Below are 16744 nucleotides of genomic sequence, written 5' to 3'. Positions count from 1 at the left end.
CGCCGCCTGACGCCCGCCCGGAACGCCAGCAAGGTGGCGATACTGCCACTGGACGGCAGCATCGCCACCTTGCTGCCACAGGGGGGCGCCGCGGGGCACAGCGGACAGGGCGGGTCAGGCGCGCGTTCTCAGGGCCGCTTCCAGCAGCGGGGTCAGGAGGTCCACCTGCCAATTCCTCGCGCCGCCCGCGCGGAGTGCCGCCGCCACGTCGCCGTCCTGCGGCGGGGCCCAGCAGATGCGGCGCAGCAGGTCGGGTTGCAGGAGGTTCTCCACCGGGACCGAGCGCTCGGCCCCGACCTCGGCGATCGCGGCGCGGGCCGCGGCGAGGCGGGCGGCGGCGTCGGGGTCGCGGTCGGACCACCGCGCGACCGGGGGCGGGCCGTCGGCCGGTGCGGCGGCCTTCGGCAGCTCCGCCGCGTCGAGCCGGGCGGCTTGTGCGAGCGCCGAGAACCAGTAGTTGGTGAGGCGACGCTGGGAGCGGCCGCGGAAGACCGGCATCGCGGCCAGCGCCTGCGCCGACTCGGGGCCGGCCACCGCGGCCTCGACGATCGCCGAGTCGGGGAGCACGCGTCCGGGGGCGATGTCGCGTTCGGCCGCGAGCCGGTCACGGGCCTCCCACAGCGCCCGGACGGCAGCCAGCCGCCGCGGCTTGCGGATCTTGTGGATGCCGGACGTGCGCCGCCAGGGCTCGGCACGCGGCGCCGGCGGGGGAGCGGTCCGCACGGCCTCGAACTCCTCCAGCGCCCACTCGAGCTTGCCCTGCTCCGCCAGCAGCCCGGCGAGGACGTCGCGCAGCTCGACGAGCACCTCGACGTCCAGGGCCGCGTAGACGAGCCAGTCCTCGGGGAGCGGACGCCGGGACCAGTCGGCGGCGCCGTGGCCCTTCTCCAGTGACAGCCCCAGCAGCTGTTCGACGAGCGGTCCGAGCCCGACGCGGGGGAGCCCGGCGAGCCGACCGGCGAGCTCGGTGTCGAACAGCCGGGACGGGGTGAGGCCGACCTCGGCGAGGCAGGCCAGGTCCTGGTTGGCGGCGTGCAGCACCCACTCCGGGCCGCTGAGCGCCGGGGCGAGGGCCGACAGGTCGCCGTCGAGCGGGATGGGGTCGACGAGCGCGGTGCCCGCACCCTCGCGGCGCAGCTGCACCAGGTAGGCCCGCTGCGAGTACCGGAACCCGGAGGCGCGTTCGGCATCGACGGCGATCGGCCCGGCGCCCGCTGCGAAGGCGTCGGCGGTGCGCCGCAGCGCGGGCAGGTCGGTGACGACCTGGGGAAGCCCGTCCGCGGGCGCGAGCAGTGGCACCGGCGCCGGGCCGGCCTGCTGGTCCTGATGGCTCTCTGCGGTCAGCGGATGACCCCGGCCCGCATCGCCAGCGCGACCATCTGGGCGCGGTCGCCGGTACCGAGCTTGCGCCCGATCCGCGACAGGTGGCTCTTCACCGTGAGCGCCGACAGGCTCAGCGCCTCACCGATCTCCTTGTTCGACTGGCCGTCGGCGACCAGCTGCAGCACCTCGACCTCGCGGGCCGACAGCTCGCGCGGCGTGTTGTCGGTGCCCGGCACCCGGCTGCCGGTGGCGAGCAGCGGGGCGACCGTGGGGTCGGCGTACACGCCGCCGTCCAGCACCCGCTTCACGCCGTCGGTGACGATGGCCGCCGACGCCGACTTGAGCAGGTACGCCTGCGCGCCCGCCTGGAACGCCGACCGCACCGCGTACGGGTCGTCCGAGGACGCCAGCACGACGAGACGGTTCCAGCCCAGCGACCGCAGCTCGGTGACGAGGTCGAGCCCGCTCCCGTCGGGGAGGCCGAGATCGAGGATCGCGAGGTCGCACGGCCCGTTGGCGTGCGCCCTGGCCCGTGCCTCGGCCACCGAGGCGGCCTCGTAGACCGTGCCGGCGCCCATCGTGCGCAGCCGCGCCGCGATCGCCTCGCGCAGGAGCGGGTGGTCGTCGACCACCAGCACCGTGAACAGCTCTTCCCGCGGGTGCGGGACCATCGCGGGCGACAGCACAGCATGGGCGGGCGGGTTGTGCCCCGCTGCGCTACGCGCTGGCGCGCCCTGGCCCACAACGGCCACGTCGGTTACCTCCCTGGAGTCGGTCGTTGCCCCCCGACCGGCACCAGAACCCCGGTCGGTGGAGCTGTCGCCCGACCGCCCGAGGAGGTGTCGTGGAGGAAGCGTAGCCCCCCAAGCGGTCTAACGTCGTGTATCGGATCGAACTTCTCCGGGTGAAAGTTACAGCGTTGTCGATATCGGTCCACCCGTACGAGTGAAGAAAGTGATCACGCGGAGCGTCGAAGGCGCAGGTGAACACCCCGATTCACACCGTTCGGCGAGCGAGCGGAAGCACTCCGACGGGTGGCAGGCCCGCGGCCGACGCGACGAGCGTGCAGAACGCCTCGGCGTGGCGGGACAGGTCCGACGCGGTCGGCGTCCACGACGCCCGCAGCTCCACGTCGTCGTCCCGGCGGGGTCCGGCGATGTCGCCGAAGCGGACCGAGGACGTCTGGGTGACGGTGCCGCCGAGCGCGACGTACTCGGCGCCGTGCTGCTCGAGCGCCTCCGTGAGCCACGACCAGCCGACGACGGGCAGCATCTCGTCGCCGAGCTGCTCGGGCTCCAGTCGGGCCTGCACGAAGCAGACGAGCCGGAACGTCCCCTCCCAGGCGTCCTGGCCCGCGGGGTCGTGCAGCAGGATCAGCCGGCCGGAGGTGTCGGGCTCGACGAGGTCGTCGGGGTCCTCCCCGGGCCATCCGGCGGCCGCGTCGGCCTCCACGCCCAACGCCCACGTGTACGGGGCGAGCCGTGGTGGCGCGTCGATCGCCGAGACGAGGAGCTCCGGCCGCGGCCGGATGGCGCGCAGCGAGGCGACCGCCTCCCGGAACTCAGGTGGTGGAGCGCTCGCGTCGGGCACGAGCGTGAACTCTAGGTCGCTCTCCGTGTTCTGCCGACGAGGCGCGCCGGTACCCGATCGGGTGGCGGGCGCCCGACGTCCGGCCGCTGCGTGATCCCGCCGGTCCCCGTGGGATGATGGCGACCTCATGGTGTCGAACTCCGCTACCGCCGACTCCGCGCTGCTCGGCCGCCGGGACCTGCACGCTGCCCCGCTGCTGGCTGCGGCCCGCGGGGACACTCCCGCGCACCTGCCGGTCTGGTTCATGCGACAGGCGGGGCGTTCACTGCCGGAGTACCGGGCGCTGCGCACCGACACCGGCATGTTGCAGGCCTGCCTCACCCCGGACCTCACGTGCGAGATCACCCTGCAGCCGGTGCGCAGGCACGGGGTCGACGCCGCGATCCTGTTCAGCGACATCGTCGTGCCGCTGCATGTGGCGGGCGTCGGCGTCGACATCGTCCCCGGTACGGGCCCCGTGGTCGCCCACCCGGTGCGCACGCTCGCCGACGTCGAGCGCCTCCCTCCGCTGCACGTGGAGCAGGTGGCCCCGGTCACCGACGCGATCGCACAGCTGCTGCGCGAGCTGGGCGACACCCCGCTCATCGGCTTCGCGGGCGCTCCGTTCACCCTCGCCTCCTACCTCGTGGAGGGCGGGCCGAGCCGCAACCACGAGCGCACCAAGGCCCTGATGCGCTCGGCGCCCGACGTCTGGCGCGCACTGATGGAGCGGCTCGCCGACACCGCCGCGGTGTTCCTGCGGGCGCAGGTCGACGCGGGCGTCGACGCCGTGCAGCTGTTCGACTCGTGGGCGGGCGTGCTCTCCGAGCGCGACTACCGCCAGTACGTCCTGCCGTACTCCTCCCGGGTGCTGCAGGGGCTCGACGGGGTGGGCGTGCCGCGCATCCACTTCGGCGTCGGCACCGGCGAGCTGCTCGGGGCGATGGCCGAGGCGGGCGCCGACGTCGTCGGCGTCGACTGGCGGGTGCCGCTGGACGAGGCCGCGCGCCGCACCGGCGGCACGCACGCGGTGCAGGGCAACCTCGACCCGGCGGTGCTGTTCGCCGACCGGGCCTCGATCGAGGCCGAGGTCCGCCGCATCGTCGCCGAGGGCCGCCGGGCGCCCGGCCACGTGTTCAACCTGGGCCACGGGGTGCTCCCGGAGACCGATCCGGACGTCCTCACCCGGCTGGTCGAGCTGGTGCACAGCTTGGCGCCGTGAGCCCCGCCGTCGCGATCGTCGGCGGCGGCGTCTCCGGGCTCGCCGCGGCGCACCGGCTGCGTGCCCTGCTCGGCCCGGCCGCCGCGATCACCGTGCTCGAGCAGCGCGACCGCATCGGCGGCGTGCTCCGCACGGTCGACCTGGCCGGGGTCCCCTACGACGTCGGTGCCGAGGCGTTCCTCGCCCGGCGCCCGGAGATCCCGGCGCTGCTGGCGGAACTGGGGCTCGCCGACCGGCAGGTCGCCCCCACCTCGGCCGCCCCGTCCGTCCGCGCGGGCGGCCGCACCGGACCGTTGCCCGCCGGCACCCTGCGCGGGGTGCCCACGAGTGGCGCCCGCCTCGACGGCCTGCTGTCGGGCGCCGGGGCGGCGGCGGTCGCGGCCGAACCCGACCGGGCGCTGCGCTGGGAACCCGGCGCCGACGTGTCCCTCGGCGGGCTGCTGCGCGAGCGGTTCGGCGACGAGCTGGCCGATCGCCTCGCCGACCCCCTGCTCGGCGGGGTGTACGCCGGCCGCGTCGACGCGCTGGGCCTGCGCGCCACCGTCCCCGAGCTCGCCGCCGCGCTGGACGCCGGCGCGCCGTCGGTCACGGCCGCGGCCGACGCAGCGGCACCGCCCCCCGCACCTGGAGGGAAGCGGCCCGGTCCCGTCTTCGGGGCGCTGCGCGGCGGTTACCGCGAGCTCCTCGACGGGCTGGCGACGGCATCCGGGGCGATCGTGCGGCGGAGTACCACAGTGCGGGCGGTGGAACGCCTGGCCACCGGGTGGCGGCTCGTGCTCCGCCCCACCACTGCGTCCGAGGCGCTCGACGTGGACGCCGTGCTGCTGGCCGTCCCGGCCCCGGCCGCGGCGCGCCTGCTGGCCCCGGTGGCGCCTGCCGCGGCCCGGGGGGCGGGGGAGATCGAGCTCGCATCCTCGGTGGTGGTGGCGCTCGCCTACCGGCCCGAGGACGTCGCCGCGCTGCCCCCGACCTCGGGGGTGCTGATCGCCGCCGACGAGCCGCTGCGGGTGAAGGCCGTCACGCACTCCAGCACCAAGTGGGACCACCTGTCCCCGGACTGGCTCGTGCGCCTGCGGGCGTCGCTCGGCCGCTTCGGGGAGGCCTCCTGCCTGCAGGTCGACGACGCCGAGCTGGTCGCCCGCGTCCGCGCCGACCTCACGGCGCTCGCCGGGATCACGGCCGTGCCCGTCGCCGTCCACGTACAGCGGTGGGGCGGCGGGCTCCCGCAGTACGCCGTGGGGCACCTCGACCGGGTCCGGACGATCGCGGGCGAGCTGCCGCCCGGCCTCGCCGTCGCGGGCTCCGCCCTGCACGGCGTGGGCGTGCCGGCCTGCGTCGGCACGGCGCAGGCCGCGGCGGAGCGGCTGGCCGCGCACCTGCTCGCACCGCTCGACGCCCACTGACCGGCTAGCCCGCGGCCACCGACAGGGAGGCGCCGCGGAGGGCGCGGTCGGTCGCGGCGGCGAGGACGGCGGTGGCCAGGTCCGCACGGGTGATCGAGAACGAGCCGCGGACGTTGGCCCCCACCCGCGTGCGCACGGCGCCCGTGCGCGGCTTGTCGGTGAGCCGGGGCGGCAGCACGATCGTCCAGTCGAGCTCGCTCTCCCGCACCACGTCCTCCATGGCCCGCATGTCGGCGAACGCGTGGCGGAGGACCCGCTGCAGGACGGGCTTGACGAGGAGCCGGATCGGCAGACTGTCGCCGGTCGTGTGCGCGCCGCTCGCGCTGATCACCACGAGCCTCGAGACGTCCGCCTCCCGCATCGCGGCGGTGATCGTGCGCGCGGCGTCCGTCATGATCGTGGACGGCCCGGAGGCGCTCGGGCCGAGTGCGTCGACCACGGCGTCGGCACCCTCGACGGCACCGAGCACGGCGGCTCGGTCGTCGAGCTGTGCCGTGACGACCGTCAGTCCGTCCTGCGCCGGGACGGGCAGGCGGGCCGGATCCCGGACGACCGCCGTGACCCGGTGGCCCGCGGCGAGCGCCTGCCGGACCACGTGGCGTCCGGTACCCCCGGTGGCGCCGAACACGGTGAGCTGCATGTGATCCTCCTCGTGGTGAGCGAACACTTACCAGCTAGGGTGGGTGAGCATTCACTCACCGTCAACGATGGTGCTGGGAAGCCACTGAGGAGGACCGTGGGGACGCGGGAGAACATCCTGGACGCCGCGCTGCGGATCATGCGCACCGAGGGCTACGCGCGGGCGACCACCAAGGAGATCGCCCGCGCCGCGGGCTACTCGGAAGCGGCGCTGTACAAGCACTTCCGCGACAAGACGGAGATCTTCCTGAGCGTGCTCGCGGAGCAGCTCCCCGGGCTGAGCCCGCTGATCGCGCGGCTGGGGCAGCAGGTCGGTACCCGGACGGTGCGGGCGAACCTCGAGGAGCTGGTGGCCACGGCGGTCGCGTTCTACGTCGAGAGCTTTCCCGTTGCGGCCTCCCTGTTCTCCTCGCGGCAGCTGCTGGCCGCCCACCGCGAGCGCCTCGCCGAGCTCGGCGCGGGCGGTCCGCGCGCGCCGCAGGACGCGCTCGCCCGGTACCTGGGGGCCGAGCGGGACCTCGGCCGGATCGCGCCCGACGCCGACCCGGACGCGCTCGCCGCGCTCCTGCTCGGCGCCTGCTTCCAGCAGGGGTTCCTGGCGTCCTTCACCGGCGCGCCGCCCACTGTCGCGGAGCGCGAGGCGCTGGCCCGGAGGCTGGTGACGGCCGTGGTGGGCGCCACGCACGCAGCGTCCGGGGCGTGACGGCACGCGTGGCAGGATTGAGGGCATGCCACGCCTGGACTACGCCGAGCTGAACAGCGCGATCCGCTACACGATGTGGTCGGTGTTCCGGGTGGAGCCCGGCCGGCTCGGCGACGACCGCGCCGAGGCCGCCGCCCAGGTCACCGAGTACCTCGACGCGCTGGCGGGCAAGGGCGTGACCGTGCGTGGTGTGTACGACGTGGCCGGGCTGCGCGCCGACGCCGACTACATGGTCTGGTGGCACGCCGACAACGTCGAGGCCCTGCAGGCGGCCTACGCCGGCCTGCGGCGGTCCACGGCGCTCGGCCGAGCGAGCGTGCCGGTCTGGAGCCAGGTCGCACTGCATCGCCCCGCCGAGTTCAACAAGAGCCACCTGCCGGCGTTCGTCGCGGGCGAGGACGCCAGGCGCTACGTCTGCGTCTACCCGTTCGTGCGGTCCTACGACTGGTACCTCCTGCCCGACGACGAGCGCCGCCGCATGCTCGCCGAGCACGGCATGGAGGCCCGCGACTACCCCGACGTGCGCGCCAACACCGTGCCGGCGTTCGCGCTCGGCGACTACGAGTGGATCCTCGCGTTCGAGGCCGACGAGCTCGACCGCATCGTCGACCTCATGCGCCACCTGCGGGCCACCGACGCGCGCCGGCACGTCCGGGAGGAGACCCCGTTCTTCACCGGGCCGCGGGTGGAGCCGGGCGACCTGGTTGTCGCCCTGCCCTGAACCGGGTCGGTAGCGCTGAATCAGCGCTACTCTGGGTTCCATGGCCACGATTCAGATCCGCGACGTTCCCGACGACGCGTACGAGACGCTTCGACGGCAGGCGCGGGCCACCGGCCAGTCGCTCCAGGCGTACATGCGGGAACAGGTGATCGCGCTCGCCGACGCCCGGTCGCGACGGGAGGCCGCCATCCGTCGTCTCGAGGAGTACATCGCCGTCGACGGTGGGCTGGGGCTCAGCGCAGAGCAGATCGTGGCCGACCTGGATGCCGAACGCCGGTGAGCGCCATCGTGCTCGATGCCTCCGCCTACGTTCACGGCTTCACGGAGGCGACGGCGAGTGCGGCTTCGCTCCGGCGACGGGTCGGCGAGGGTGCTGTTCATGCGCCGCATCTGCTCGTCGCTGAGGTCGGGAGCGTGGTGCGGAGGCTGACGCTTGCGGGCGCGCTCAAGCCTGAGCGCGCGATGGGGCTAATCGACGGTGTGTCGGCGATCGTGACGCGGCAGTACACGCACGGACCGCTCGCGCGGCTGGCATGGGCGCTTCGCGCGAACCTCTCGTTCTACGACGGCCTCTACGTTGCCCTCGCCACGACGTTGAGCGTCCCCCTCCTCACCGCCGACGCACGGCTGGCCCGGGCCCCGGGCCTGCCGTGCGCCGTCGAGGTGATCAGCTAGCCGGACAGGGCTCGAACAGTCGCCGCGTGTCGTCCTCCGAGACCGGTCCCGCCGCCGCGTACGCCGCCGCGTCGGAGAACCGGCAGCCGTAGGCCGGGTCGGCGACGATCTTCGGGTCGAGCACCTCGTCGCCCGCCGGCCGTTCGCCGTCCTCCACCCAGCGCACCAGGTCGTCCCACGCCGTTCCCGCCTCGACGGGCGAGAACTCGCAGTGCCCCGTGGTGCGGATCGCGCGCTGCAAGAGCAGCTCGGAGCGCCCCGCCTCCGCGACCTCGGCCGCGTAGATCTGCTCCATCGCGAACGGCACGAACAGGTCGCCGAGGTTGTGCAGCGACAGCACCGGTGCCTTCGGTCGACCGATCACCTGCGCGACGGGCGTGAGGCTGCGCGACTCGCGGATCTGCTCCTCCACGGGCTCGACGCGCTGCACGACCTCGTCGAGCGCCACTGGCTTGTCCGGCTCGTAGTCGGTGCCGATGTTCCCCGCGACGAGCCCTGGGTCCGCCGCGACGCCCTCGACGGGCGTGGGCTCGTCGCTCGGGATGGCCAGCGTGAACAGGAAGTCCTTCCAGAAGCCGAACGAGGCGTCCGCGCCGGGTCGCACCCCGCCGGAGTCGAGCACGGTGGCGGCGCGCAGCTGCTGGCCGGCCGGCGTGGAGATGGTCGGGTCGTTCGGGGCGAGCCCGAGGCCGGCGTAGATCTGCGGGAGCACCGTCTCGGCGTAGTCCGGGCCGGGCGGGTAGGCCCGCACACCGGACAGCGCCTCGGCGGCGAGCTGGTAGTCGAGGAAGTAGTCGAACAGGTCGTGGTCGCCGAGCACGCCGCACATCGGCAGCGCGCCCGCGTAGAACGAGGGGTACTCCTCCAGGGACCGGGCCGTGATGTGCCCGCCCATCGAGACGCCCGCCAGGTACACCCGGGACGGCTTGTCGACCAGCCGGCCGAACTCCTTCGCCAACTCCCGGGTCGAGCGGACCCCGGAGGCGATGTCGTACCCGTTGCGGTCGTACGACGACGCCGCCCAGGCGTAGCCCTGCTCGACGAACCGCTCCCGCAGCCCGTACGCGGGCGGGTCGACCGTGAGCTCGGCCCCGTTGCCGCGGAAGCCGTGGGCCCACATGACCAGCTCGCCGTTCCAGTGCGGCGGCACTTCGATCGCGTAGCCCGCACTCCCGGAGACGCCCGTGATCACCCGGGTGGGGGCGCCGTCGACCTCGAGCGGTGCGAGTTCGGGGAGCACGATCGTGTAGCCGGGCAGTGCCTCGTCGCCCGGGGGCCCGGCCGCGGCGGCCGTCGGCGCTCCCAGCAGCGTCAGCCCGAGCAGCGTGGCCAGTACTGCCACCAGTGGACGGGTACGGGGTCGCGGCATCGAAACCTCCGGTTCGCCGATCACGGTCGGTGTCAACACCTACCGGTTCGGCGAGGACCTGAATACCTCCAACGGGTGAAAGGTGTGCGGGATGCTCGCCTGTGTCAGGCGTCGGGCACGAGTCGGAGCGAGACCGAGTTGATGCAGTAGCGCAGGTCGGTGGGAGTGCCGTAGCCCTCGCCCTCGAAGACGTGCCCGAGGTGGCTGTGACAGGTGGCGCACAGCACCTCGACCCGCTTCATGCCCAGGCTGTGGTCGACGCGCTCGATGACGGCGTCGCCGGCGAGGGGGGTGAAGAACGACGGCCAGCCGCAGTGCGACTCGAACTTCGTGTCGGAGCGGAACAGCTCGGCGCCGCAGGCGCGGCAGGTGTAGAGGCCGGTGGTCTTCGTGTCGGTGTACTCGCCGGTGAAGGCTCGCTCGGTGCCCGCCTGCCGCAGGACCTGGTACTCGGCGGGGCTGAGCTGGGCGCGCCACTCGGCGTCGGACTTGACGACCTTCGGCGCGGGTTCGGTGGCAGGATCCATGCTCTCCACACTATGTCTGCGGCTCCCGCTGCGCGCGGGGGCGCCGACGAGAGGATCGCCTGGCCCGGCCGGCGCGGCGGCCCGCGGCGCGGCCGCGGCGAGCCCTGCGAGCAGCAGCGGGACGACGAACCAGCCCACGCGGCCGGCCGGGGCCAGCAGCATCGCGGCGGTGAGTCCCGCCGCGGCGAACCGGGCCGCGGCCGGGGCGTCGGCGGGCGGCCGCGTGTGCAGCCACCACGCCGCGGCCACCGCGGCCGCGGCCAGCACGGTGAGCGCGAGCATCCGCCCGGCGGGCAGCGCCGCGATCCACGCGCCGGGCAGCGAGCTGCCCGCGGGCGTGGGTACCGCGGCGAGCCCGGCCGGGAACGCCACCACGTGCTCGACGAGGAGGCCGGGGGCGTGCAGCGCGACGGGCAGGCACAGCAGCAGCATCGCCGGTACGGCAGCCGCCGACGCGAACCGCCGGGCTCCATCGCCGCCGGTGATGCGGGCCAGCAGCACGAGCAGCACGAGCGCGACCGGCCACGCCGTCGATTTGACGGCCACGGCGAGCCCTGCCGGCAGGCCTGCCACCACGGCCAGGCGGGGATCCCGGACGGCGGCGTGCACGACGCCGGTGGCCGCGACCAGCAGGCCGGCCAGCGCGAGGTCGTGGCCGCCGGTGGCGAGGGTGAGCGCGACCAGGGGGTTGGCGGCCAGCAGCCACCCCACCGCGGGCGGGAGCGGGCCGGGCCGCGAACGCGCGAAGGCACGTACCCCGACTGCGCACCCGGCGAGCGTGACGGCGGCGAAGGCGAGGCGCGCGTCGGTCCACCACACGTCGCCGAGGAGCGCGCGGGGCATGCCGAACAGCGCCATGCCGGGCGGGTAGGGGAAGTAGCCGTCGGGCCCGGCCACTGCGGCGGTCTCGAGCGCGGACGGATACGGGCTCCCGGCGGTGAGCCACCGCCGTGCCGCGGCCTCGACGACCCACACCTCGGGCTGGGCGAACGGTGAGGGGCCCGGTGTGCCGGCCCTGGCGGCGACCAGCGCCGCGAGCGGCAACGGGCCGGCCACGGCGCCGGCGAGCCAGGGGGCGACCGGCCGGGTGGCGAACGGAGTGGTGGCGACGAGCAGGTACCCGGCCGCGGCCGGCAAGCCCCAGACGCGGTGCGCGGGCTGGTCGGTGACCAGGGCGAGTGCGATGGCCGCCGCGGCGCAGGCGACGAGCGCGAGGCGAGCCCGCCCGGCGCGCGGCAGGGCGCCGCGGGGCCCCGGAGCCGGGACGCCCGCGGTGGCGCGGCGGGGTGAGGTGAGCATGCTGCGACGCTAGGAACGGCGGGCCGGGGAGACGTCCCGCTGCAGAGCTGTCCGTGCGGCCCCGGAAGTGGCTCTGCAGAGGGACGGCAGCCCTGCTCGGCCTCCGTACGATCCCGGTCGTGGCCGTTCGTGAGCGACTTCCGCGGATCGGGGCCGCATCGTTCGACGCCGCTCGCCAGCTCGTCGCAGGCGTCGACGAGCGCCCCGCCATGGTGCTGCGCGCGCAGCCCCGGGTGATCCGCGTGCTCACCGGGGTGGCCCTGTTGCTCCTGGGCGTCATCGACGCCAGCCAGCTGGCGGGCGGCGCGCCCACCAGGGCGTTCGAGGTCGCGCTGCTCGCCGCCACCCAGACCAGCGCGGTCTGGCTCGCGCTGCGGCGGCCGATGATGGGGTGGCGCCTGTCGTTCGTCGCCACCCTCGCCACGCCGCTCATCGCGCCCGCACTCCACCAGCCCGGCCCGGCGTCCTCGGTGTTCCTGCACCTCGTCGTCGTGTTCCTGCTGGCGCTCGCCGCCGCGTGGCGGATCGCGCTGCTCGCGGTCGTGGTCGACATCGCGGCGCTCGCGGTCGTCCTCGCGCTGACGGGCGCCACGCAGGTCGACGCCGCGCTCGCCGCGCCGTTCCTGGTTCTCGTGCTCGTCGGCGGTCTCGGCGCCGCCGTCGGCGCCCAGCTGGGCACCGCCTCCCGGCTCGCCGAGGCCCGCCGCGGCACGGCCGAGGAGCAGGCGCGGCGGGCCGTGCTCGAGGAGCGCACGCGGATCGCCCGGGAGATGCACGACGTCGTGGCCCACCACCTGTCCGCGATCGCCGTACGGGCGGAGAGCGCGCCGCAGCGGGTGCCCGGCACCGCGCAGGCGGCGGCCGCGGAGTTCACCACCATCGCCGGTGCCGCCCGCGAAGCGCTCGCCGACATGCGGCGGCTGCTCGGCGTGCTGCGTGCCGACGACCCGGACCGGCCGACCGCACCCGTGCCGGACCTCGACGGGATCGAGGAGCTCGTCGAGACGCTGCGCGGATCCGGCATGGCCGTTGAGCTGGACGTCGTGGGGGAGCCACGCCGGGTGCCGGGCGAGACCGGGCTGGCGGGCTACCGCGTGGTGCAGGAGGCGCTGAGCAATGCGGCCCGGCACGCCACCGGGGCAGCCGTGCGCGTGCGGGTGCACTGGTTGCCGTCGGCGATACGGCTCCAGGTCCACAGCGGCACGGCCGAGCAGGTCCCGGCTCCGCGGGCGACGGCGCCGGCACCGGTCTGCTCGGGATGCGGGAGCGGGTCACCGCGGTGGGCGGACTGCTCGTCGCCGGCCCGCATGCGCGCGGGTACACGGTCGACGCCACGCTGCCCACGGAGGCGAGGCCGTGACGCGGGAGATCACGGTCCTGGTGGCCGACGACCAGGACATCGTCCGGGAGGGGCTGGCCGCGATCCTGCGCGCCGCCCCCGACATCCGGCTGCTCGACACCGCCGCCGACGGGAGGCAGGCCGTGGACCGCACGCGGAGGCTGCGGGCGCTCGGCACGCCTGTCGACGTGGTGCTCATGGACGTCCGGATGCCGGTGCTCGACGGGCTCGCCGCCGCCCGGGAGCTGCTGGCCGAGCCGGCCGAACCACCCACGCGGGTGCTCGTGCTCACCACCTTCGACGTCGACGAGTACGTCTACGACGCGTTGCATGCCGGGGCGAGCGGGTTCCTGCTCAAGGACGCCCCCACCGCGGAGCTCGCGGGTGCGGTCCGGGTGGTCGCGGCCGGCGACGCGCTGCTCGCGCCCACCATCACCCGCAGGCTGATCGCCGACATCGCGGGCCGGGGGCGGGCCGATCCGGCGGGCCACGAACGGCTGGCCCGGCTCACCGCCCGGGAACAGGAGGTGCTCGTGCTGATGGCCCGCGGTCTCGCCAACCGGGAGATCGCGGCCGAGCTGGTGCTGGCCGAGGAGACGATCAAGACGCACGTCGGGCGGATCCTCGACAAGCTCGACCTCCGCGACCGCGTGCAGGCGGTGGTGCTGGCCTACGAGTGCGGGCTGGTGGTGCCCGGCACCGCTACCACCAGGTGAGCACCACGAAGGCCAGCGCGTCCCACACCACGTAGGCGACCACCGCGAGCAGGAGCAGCACCACCAGCACGGCCGCCCAGCGCCTGCCGCCCTCCGCCCGGTTGGCGCTGTCGGCGAAGTCGCGCACGCCGTCCAGGTAGCCCTCCACGGTGAACGCAGGGGAGTGGCGTTGCATGCGGTCGAGGTGGGCGGCGAAGGCCTGCGCCTCCGGGTCGTCCGGGTCGAGCCCGAGCAGCGCGTCGTCGAACTGGCGCGACCGGGCCGTGCGATCCGGGTCGTCGAGTCCGGGCATTCCGGAAGCGTAACCGGTAGCGTCCCGCTGCGTGGCGAGCAAGGGCACGGTCGAGCTGATCCCGGTGCCTGCACCGGACGGCGGGGTGCGCGAGGTGCGGCTGACGAGCCCGGACAAGGTGTACTTCCCGGGTCCGGGGATCACCAAGCGCGAGGTGGTGGAGTACTACCGCGCGGTCGTGGAACCGCTGCTGGGGGTGCTGCGCGAACGGCCGACCAACCTCAAGCGCTATCCCGACGGCGTCGACGGCGAGCCGTTCTACTCCAAGCGGCTGCCCAAGGGCGCCCCGCCGTACACGCAGACGGTCCGGGTGACGTTCCCCAGCGGCCGCACCGCCGAGTCGCTGTGTCCCACCGAGCCCGCGGTGCTGCTGTGGGCGGCGAACATGGGCACGTTCGACTTCCATCCCTGGCCGGTACGCCGGACCGACCCGGACCGGCCCGACGAGCTGCGCATCGACCTGGACCCGCAGCCCGGCACGGACTTCGCCGACGCCGTCGCCGTCGCGGCGGTGCTGCACGAGGTGCTGGACGAGGCGGGGCTCGTCGGCTGGCCGAAGACCTCGGGCGGGCGCGGGATCCACGTGTTCGCGCGGATCCGCCCGGAGTGGGACTTCGTCGCGGTCCGGCATGCGGTGATCGCGATCGCCCGGCGGGTGGCGCAGAGGCTGCCCGAGCGCGCCACCGTGGACTGGTGGAAGGAGGAGCGCGGCGAGCGCGTGTTCCTCGACTACAACCAGGCCGCCCGTGACCGCACGGTCGCGTCGGCGTGGTCGGTGCGCGGGCGGCCGCGGGCCACGGTGTCGATGCCGGTGACGTGGGAGACGCTGCCCGACGTCGAGCCGGAGGACTTCGACGTGCGCACTGTGCCCGCGCTGCTCGCCGAGCGCGGCGACCCGCACGCCGGGATGGACGCCGCCGTCGGCGGGCTCGAGACGGTGCTCGAGTGGTACGCCGCCGACGAACGCGACCGCGGGCTGGGGGACCTGCCCTACCCGCCCGAGTACCCGAAGATGCCCGGCGAGCCGATGCGGGTGCAGCCCTCGCGGGCCAGGCCGACCACCAGCGGAAACGCCCCGAACTAGCAACCTTCTGGGCGCTGGCATCCGCTCACTCGCCCGATCGCGCCGCCGTCCGTGAACGGCTCGCCGACCTCACCGAGCGGAACGCACCGGGACGGTGCGGACCCGCTGGAGGGGCCTGACCGGTCTGCTCGTGTCTGATCGCCGAGGGCGAGCTGACGGCGCACCCGACGACCGGGCTGGCCGTGCCCCACGTGCCAGCGGTGCCGGTGCTGTCCGATGACGAGCTGACCGCGCTGATCAAGGCCGTGCGCCGGGGAAGACGTTCGAGGAACCGCCGCGACGAGGTAACTGATCCGGCTGCCGCTCGACACGGGGGTGCGGGCGTCCGAGGCATGTGGGCTGGAGATGGCCGACGTCGACGACCACGAGATGGCGCTGGTGACCGGGAAGGGCGGTACGAGGCGCCGGGCGTTCGATCTTGGTACAGGCGCCGCCGAGCGGCTTCCTACGGGCGCGGTAGCCCTCCTGCCCCGTCGCCTTCTCCTTCCCGGGCCTGGTGTTGTTCGGCGACGTCCACCGCGCGGGCGACTGCATCCATCAGCCGCCGTGCGTCCGCCACGGTCAAGTCGATCACCCCGGCCACGACCGTCTCCATGTCGATCGTCACGGTCGCGGGGCCGGAGCCGTCAGCCCACCGCTTCGCTCGGACCGTGACCTCCTCCTGCGCCTCGGGCTGGTGCTCGGACCGGATTACGGCGACGTCGATCGACTTGAGTTCGTCGGACTGCTCGTCGAGGTCGACCGGCTCCACGTCCGACCGCTCGAACACCCCGCGCAACTCGGCGGCCTCCCTCGCGGTGGCCTGTTCCAGGAAGGCTTCGTCCTCCCGCTGCTTGCGGTCGTCGAGCATCGCGCGCCGCTCGGCCTGGGACGCCGCGTCGAAGCGGGCAAACCACTCCCGCCATTCCTTGGCCTTCTCGCGGTGCGTGCTCATGATTGCCGCCCTCCCGACCGATGGTGTGGACACGGGAATGCTGCGCCGACCCGGACGCGAGCACCAGGGCCCCGCAGGGTGGACAGGCCCGCACCGACACCTGACCGCGCACGGTGAGCAGTCGCAGCCGCGCGTAGGGGCGCTCACCCCGAGGCCATCCAGAGCGCTCCCAAGAGCGCGTTCCCAGGCGGTCCGTGTGATCACCGCTCGGCACGCGGCCGTGTCGGTGGCGCGCAGGTCGTCGGAGATGGTGTCCGGGACGTTGTGGGGCGGGCGCACCCTCAGCGGCTCTCGATACAGCGGCGGGTGGGTGTCATTCTGGTCCACGGATCGCACCTCCGATGCGATCAAGGCCCCGTCGCTCTGTCCATCCCTCGGGCGGCGGGGCCGCCTGAACGGTGTCGACCAGCCCCAGGGAGATCGACAGCTCTCCTGATGACCGGCCGCACCTCGCCGCCGGACCTGCTGCTCCGATGGCCGGCTCGGGCCCCGTCGAATGGATCGGCTGCGGGGTGGGCACACCGTCGCGTGGGCGCGCTGATCTTCGGGAGGACCGACCGCGTGCGGCGGCCGAGGTGGTGGATCGCGCCGGTCGCGGCGCTCGCGATGCTCGTGGGCGGCTGCGGTTCGTCGGGGACCGAGCAGGAGGTCCGGCACACGGCGGAGACGTCGGTGGAGCAGGCACTCAGCGCGGTGCGCAGCGGCGGCTACGCCACGAGGCTCGCGGGCGACGGCGCCGCGTTCGAGCCCTACCTCACGGTGTTGACGCGCGAGGCGGCGACGACCGCCCGGTCGGCCGCCACCTCACTCTCCGGGCTGCAGCCGCCGACGCCGGCGTCCGCGCAGCTCGTCGACGACGTCCGCGGCCTGCTCGGGGCGGCTGCGGACGAGGTCCGCGGCGCCCCACGGGCCGCCCAGGAGGGGGGGCC

General features: G+C 74.6%; 18 protein-coding genes and 2 pseudogenes. 10 read left to right on the top strand and 10 right to left on the bottom strand.

What is annotated here, in order from left to right; genetic code table 11:
• Nucleotides 1-114: 114 nt before the first annotated feature.
• The 3 genes from KME75_RS31735 to KME75_RS31725 form a co-directional block, all read right to left on the bottom strand.
• A complete protein-coding gene (locus tag KME75_RS31735) occupies nucleotides 115-1299 on the bottom strand; it encodes an HRDC domain-containing protein (protein ID WP_219418624.1) in 1185 nt (394 codons plus the stop codon).
• A 41-nt stretch (nucleotides 1300-1340) separates the two neighbouring features.
• Complete coding sequence (locus KME75_RS31730; protein ID WP_219418623.1) at nucleotides 1341-1994, bottom strand: LuxR C-terminal-related transcriptional regulator; 654 nt, start codon at nucleotides 1992-1994, stop codon at nucleotides 1341-1343.
• Between the two features lie 325 nt (nucleotides 1995-2319).
• The gene (locus KME75_RS31725) at nucleotides 2320-2913 is read right to left on the bottom strand and encodes a DUF3000 domain-containing protein (RefSeq protein WP_308283272.1); all 594 of its coding nucleotides are present in this window, start codon (nucleotides 2911-2913) and stop codon (nucleotides 2320-2322) included.
• Between the two features lie 127 nt (nucleotides 2914-3040).
• Here KME75_RS31725 and hemE point away from each other — a divergent pair, with 127 nt between their 5' ends.
• Both hemE and hemG read left to right on the top strand, forming a co-directional pair.
• Entirely contained in the window at nucleotides 3041-4114 is a 1074-nt protein-coding gene (gene hemE, locus KME75_RS31720) for a uroporphyrinogen decarboxylase (protein WP_219418621.1), read from the top strand.
• A complete protein-coding gene (hemG, locus tag KME75_RS31715) occupies nucleotides 4111-5517 on the top strand; it encodes a protoporphyrinogen oxidase (protein ID WP_219418620.1) in 1407 nt (468 codons plus the stop codon). Before hemE ends, hemG begins: the two co-directional genes overlap by 4 nt.
• A gap of 4 nt (nucleotides 5518-5521) precedes the next feature.
• Here the strand turns inward: hemG and KME75_RS31710 are convergent, their stop codons facing one another.
• On the bottom strand, nucleotides 5522-6157 hold the full coding sequence (locus KME75_RS31710; RefSeq protein WP_219418619.1) for an NAD(P)-dependent oxidoreductase: 636 nt from the start codon (nucleotides 6155-6157) through the stop codon (nucleotides 5522-5524).
• Between the two features lie 96 nt (nucleotides 6158-6253).
• Here KME75_RS31710 and KME75_RS31705 point away from each other — a divergent pair, with 96 nt between their 5' ends.
• Genes KME75_RS31705 through KME75_RS31690 form a run of 4 tightly spaced genes read left to right on the top strand, consistent with a single transcriptional unit; the run spans nucleotide 6254 to nucleotide 8255 of the window.
• Nucleotides 6254-6859 (top strand): TetR/AcrR family transcriptional regulator, encoded by a 606-nt coding sequence (locus KME75_RS31705; RefSeq protein WP_219418618.1) that lies wholly within the window; start codon nucleotides 6254-6256, stop codon nucleotides 6857-6859.
• 25 nt (nucleotides 6860-6884) lie between these two features.
• Nucleotides 6885-7580, top strand: coding sequence for a hydrogen peroxide-dependent heme synthase (gene hemQ, locus KME75_RS31700; RefSeq protein WP_219418617.1), 696 nt, complete (start codon nucleotides 6885-6887; stop codon nucleotides 7578-7580).
• Nucleotides 7581-7620: 40 nt separating this feature from the next.
• A complete protein-coding gene (locus KME75_RS31695; protein WP_219418616.1) occupies nucleotides 7621-7860 on the top strand; it encodes a FitA-like ribbon-helix-helix domain-containing protein in 240 nt (79 codons plus the stop codon).
• Entirely contained in the window at nucleotides 7857-8255 is a 399-nt protein-coding gene (locus tag KME75_RS31690; RefSeq protein WP_219418615.1) for a type II toxin-antitoxin system VapC family toxin, read from the top strand. The genes KME75_RS31695 and KME75_RS31690 overlap by 4 nt, the downstream gene beginning before the upstream one ends.
• Here the strand turns inward: KME75_RS31690 and KME75_RS31685 are convergent.
• The 3 genes and pseudogenes from KME75_RS31685 to KME75_RS45265 form a co-directional block, all read right to left on the bottom strand.
• Nucleotides 8248-9597 carry a hypothetical protein gene (locus tag KME75_RS31685; RefSeq protein WP_219418614.1) on the bottom strand — a complete coding sequence of 450 codons (1350 nt, stop codon included), beginning with the start codon at nucleotides 9595-9597 and terminating at the stop codon, nucleotides 8248-8250. The two genes, KME75_RS31690 and KME75_RS31685, sit on opposite strands and share 8 nt — an antisense overlap.
• 131 nt (nucleotides 9598-9728) lie before the next feature.
• Nucleotides 9729-10151 (bottom strand): peptide-methionine (R)-S-oxide reductase MsrB, encoded by a 423-nt coding sequence (msrB, locus tag KME75_RS44005; RefSeq protein WP_246633234.1) that lies wholly within the window; start codon nucleotides 10149-10151, stop codon nucleotides 9729-9731.
• Nucleotides 10152-10310: 159 nt separating this feature from the next.
• A pseudogene (locus KME75_RS45265) lies at nucleotides 10311-11450 on the bottom strand (glycosyltransferase 87 family protein); the annotation flags it as partial.
• Nucleotides 11451-11659: 209 nt separating this feature from the next.
• Here KME75_RS45265 and KME75_RS47065 point away from each other — a divergent pair.
• Nucleotides 11660-12382: pseudogene (locus tag KME75_RS47065) on the top strand (sensor histidine kinase); the annotation flags it as partial.
• Between the two features lie 155 nt (nucleotides 12383-12537).
• On the opposite strand, the gene KME75_RS43995 reads toward KME75_RS47065, so the two are convergent.
• Nucleotides 12538-12759 (bottom strand): hypothetical protein, encoded by a 222-nt coding sequence (locus tag KME75_RS43995; RefSeq protein ID WP_246633231.1) that lies wholly within the window; start codon nucleotides 12757-12759, stop codon nucleotides 12538-12540.
• Nucleotides 12760-12806: 47 nt separating this feature from the next.
• Between KME75_RS43995 and KME75_RS31670 the strand changes: the two genes are divergently transcribed.
• Nucleotides 12807-13505 carry a response regulator gene (locus tag KME75_RS31670; RefSeq protein WP_308283270.1) on the top strand — a complete coding sequence of 233 codons (699 nt, stop codon included), beginning with the start codon at nucleotides 12807-12809 and terminating at the stop codon, nucleotides 13503-13505.
• Here the strand turns inward: KME75_RS31670 and KME75_RS31665 are convergent.
• Nucleotides 13492-13797 carry a hypothetical protein gene (locus KME75_RS31665; RefSeq protein ID WP_219418611.1) on the bottom strand — a complete coding sequence of 102 codons (306 nt, stop codon included), beginning with the start codon at nucleotides 13795-13797 and terminating at the stop codon, nucleotides 13492-13494. The two genes, KME75_RS31670 and KME75_RS31665, sit on opposite strands and share 14 nt — an antisense overlap.
• A 31-nt stretch (nucleotides 13798-13828) precedes the next feature.
• Between KME75_RS31665 and ligD the strand changes: the two genes are divergently transcribed.
• The gene (gene ligD / locus KME75_RS31660; protein ID WP_219418610.1) at nucleotides 13829-14881 is read left to right on the top strand and encodes a non-homologous end-joining DNA ligase; all 1053 of its coding nucleotides are present in this window, start codon (nucleotides 13829-13831) and stop codon (nucleotides 14879-14881) included.
• Nucleotides 14882-15326: 445 nt separating this feature from the next.
• Here ligD and KME75_RS31655 read toward each other — a convergent pair whose 3' ends face one another.
• Nucleotides 15327-15815, bottom strand: a complete 489-nt coding sequence (locus KME75_RS31655) for a hypothetical protein (RefSeq protein WP_219418609.1) — start codon at nucleotides 15813-15815, stop codon at nucleotides 15327-15329.
• 561 nt (nucleotides 15816-16376) lie between these two features.
• Between KME75_RS31655 and KME75_RS31650 the strand changes: the two genes are divergently transcribed.
• Nucleotides 16377-16744 (top strand): hypothetical protein (locus KME75_RS31650; protein WP_219418608.1); only part of this gene is annotated, 368 nt, incomplete at its 3' end.

Origin of the sequence: Pseudonocardia nigra, assembly GCF_019396355.1 — a bacterium.
Taxonomy (GTDB): Bacteria; Actinomycetota; Actinomycetes; order Mycobacteriales; family Pseudonocardiaceae; genus Pseudonocardia; species Pseudonocardia nigra.
This window is presented reverse-complemented; position numbering and strand designations above follow the sequence as displayed.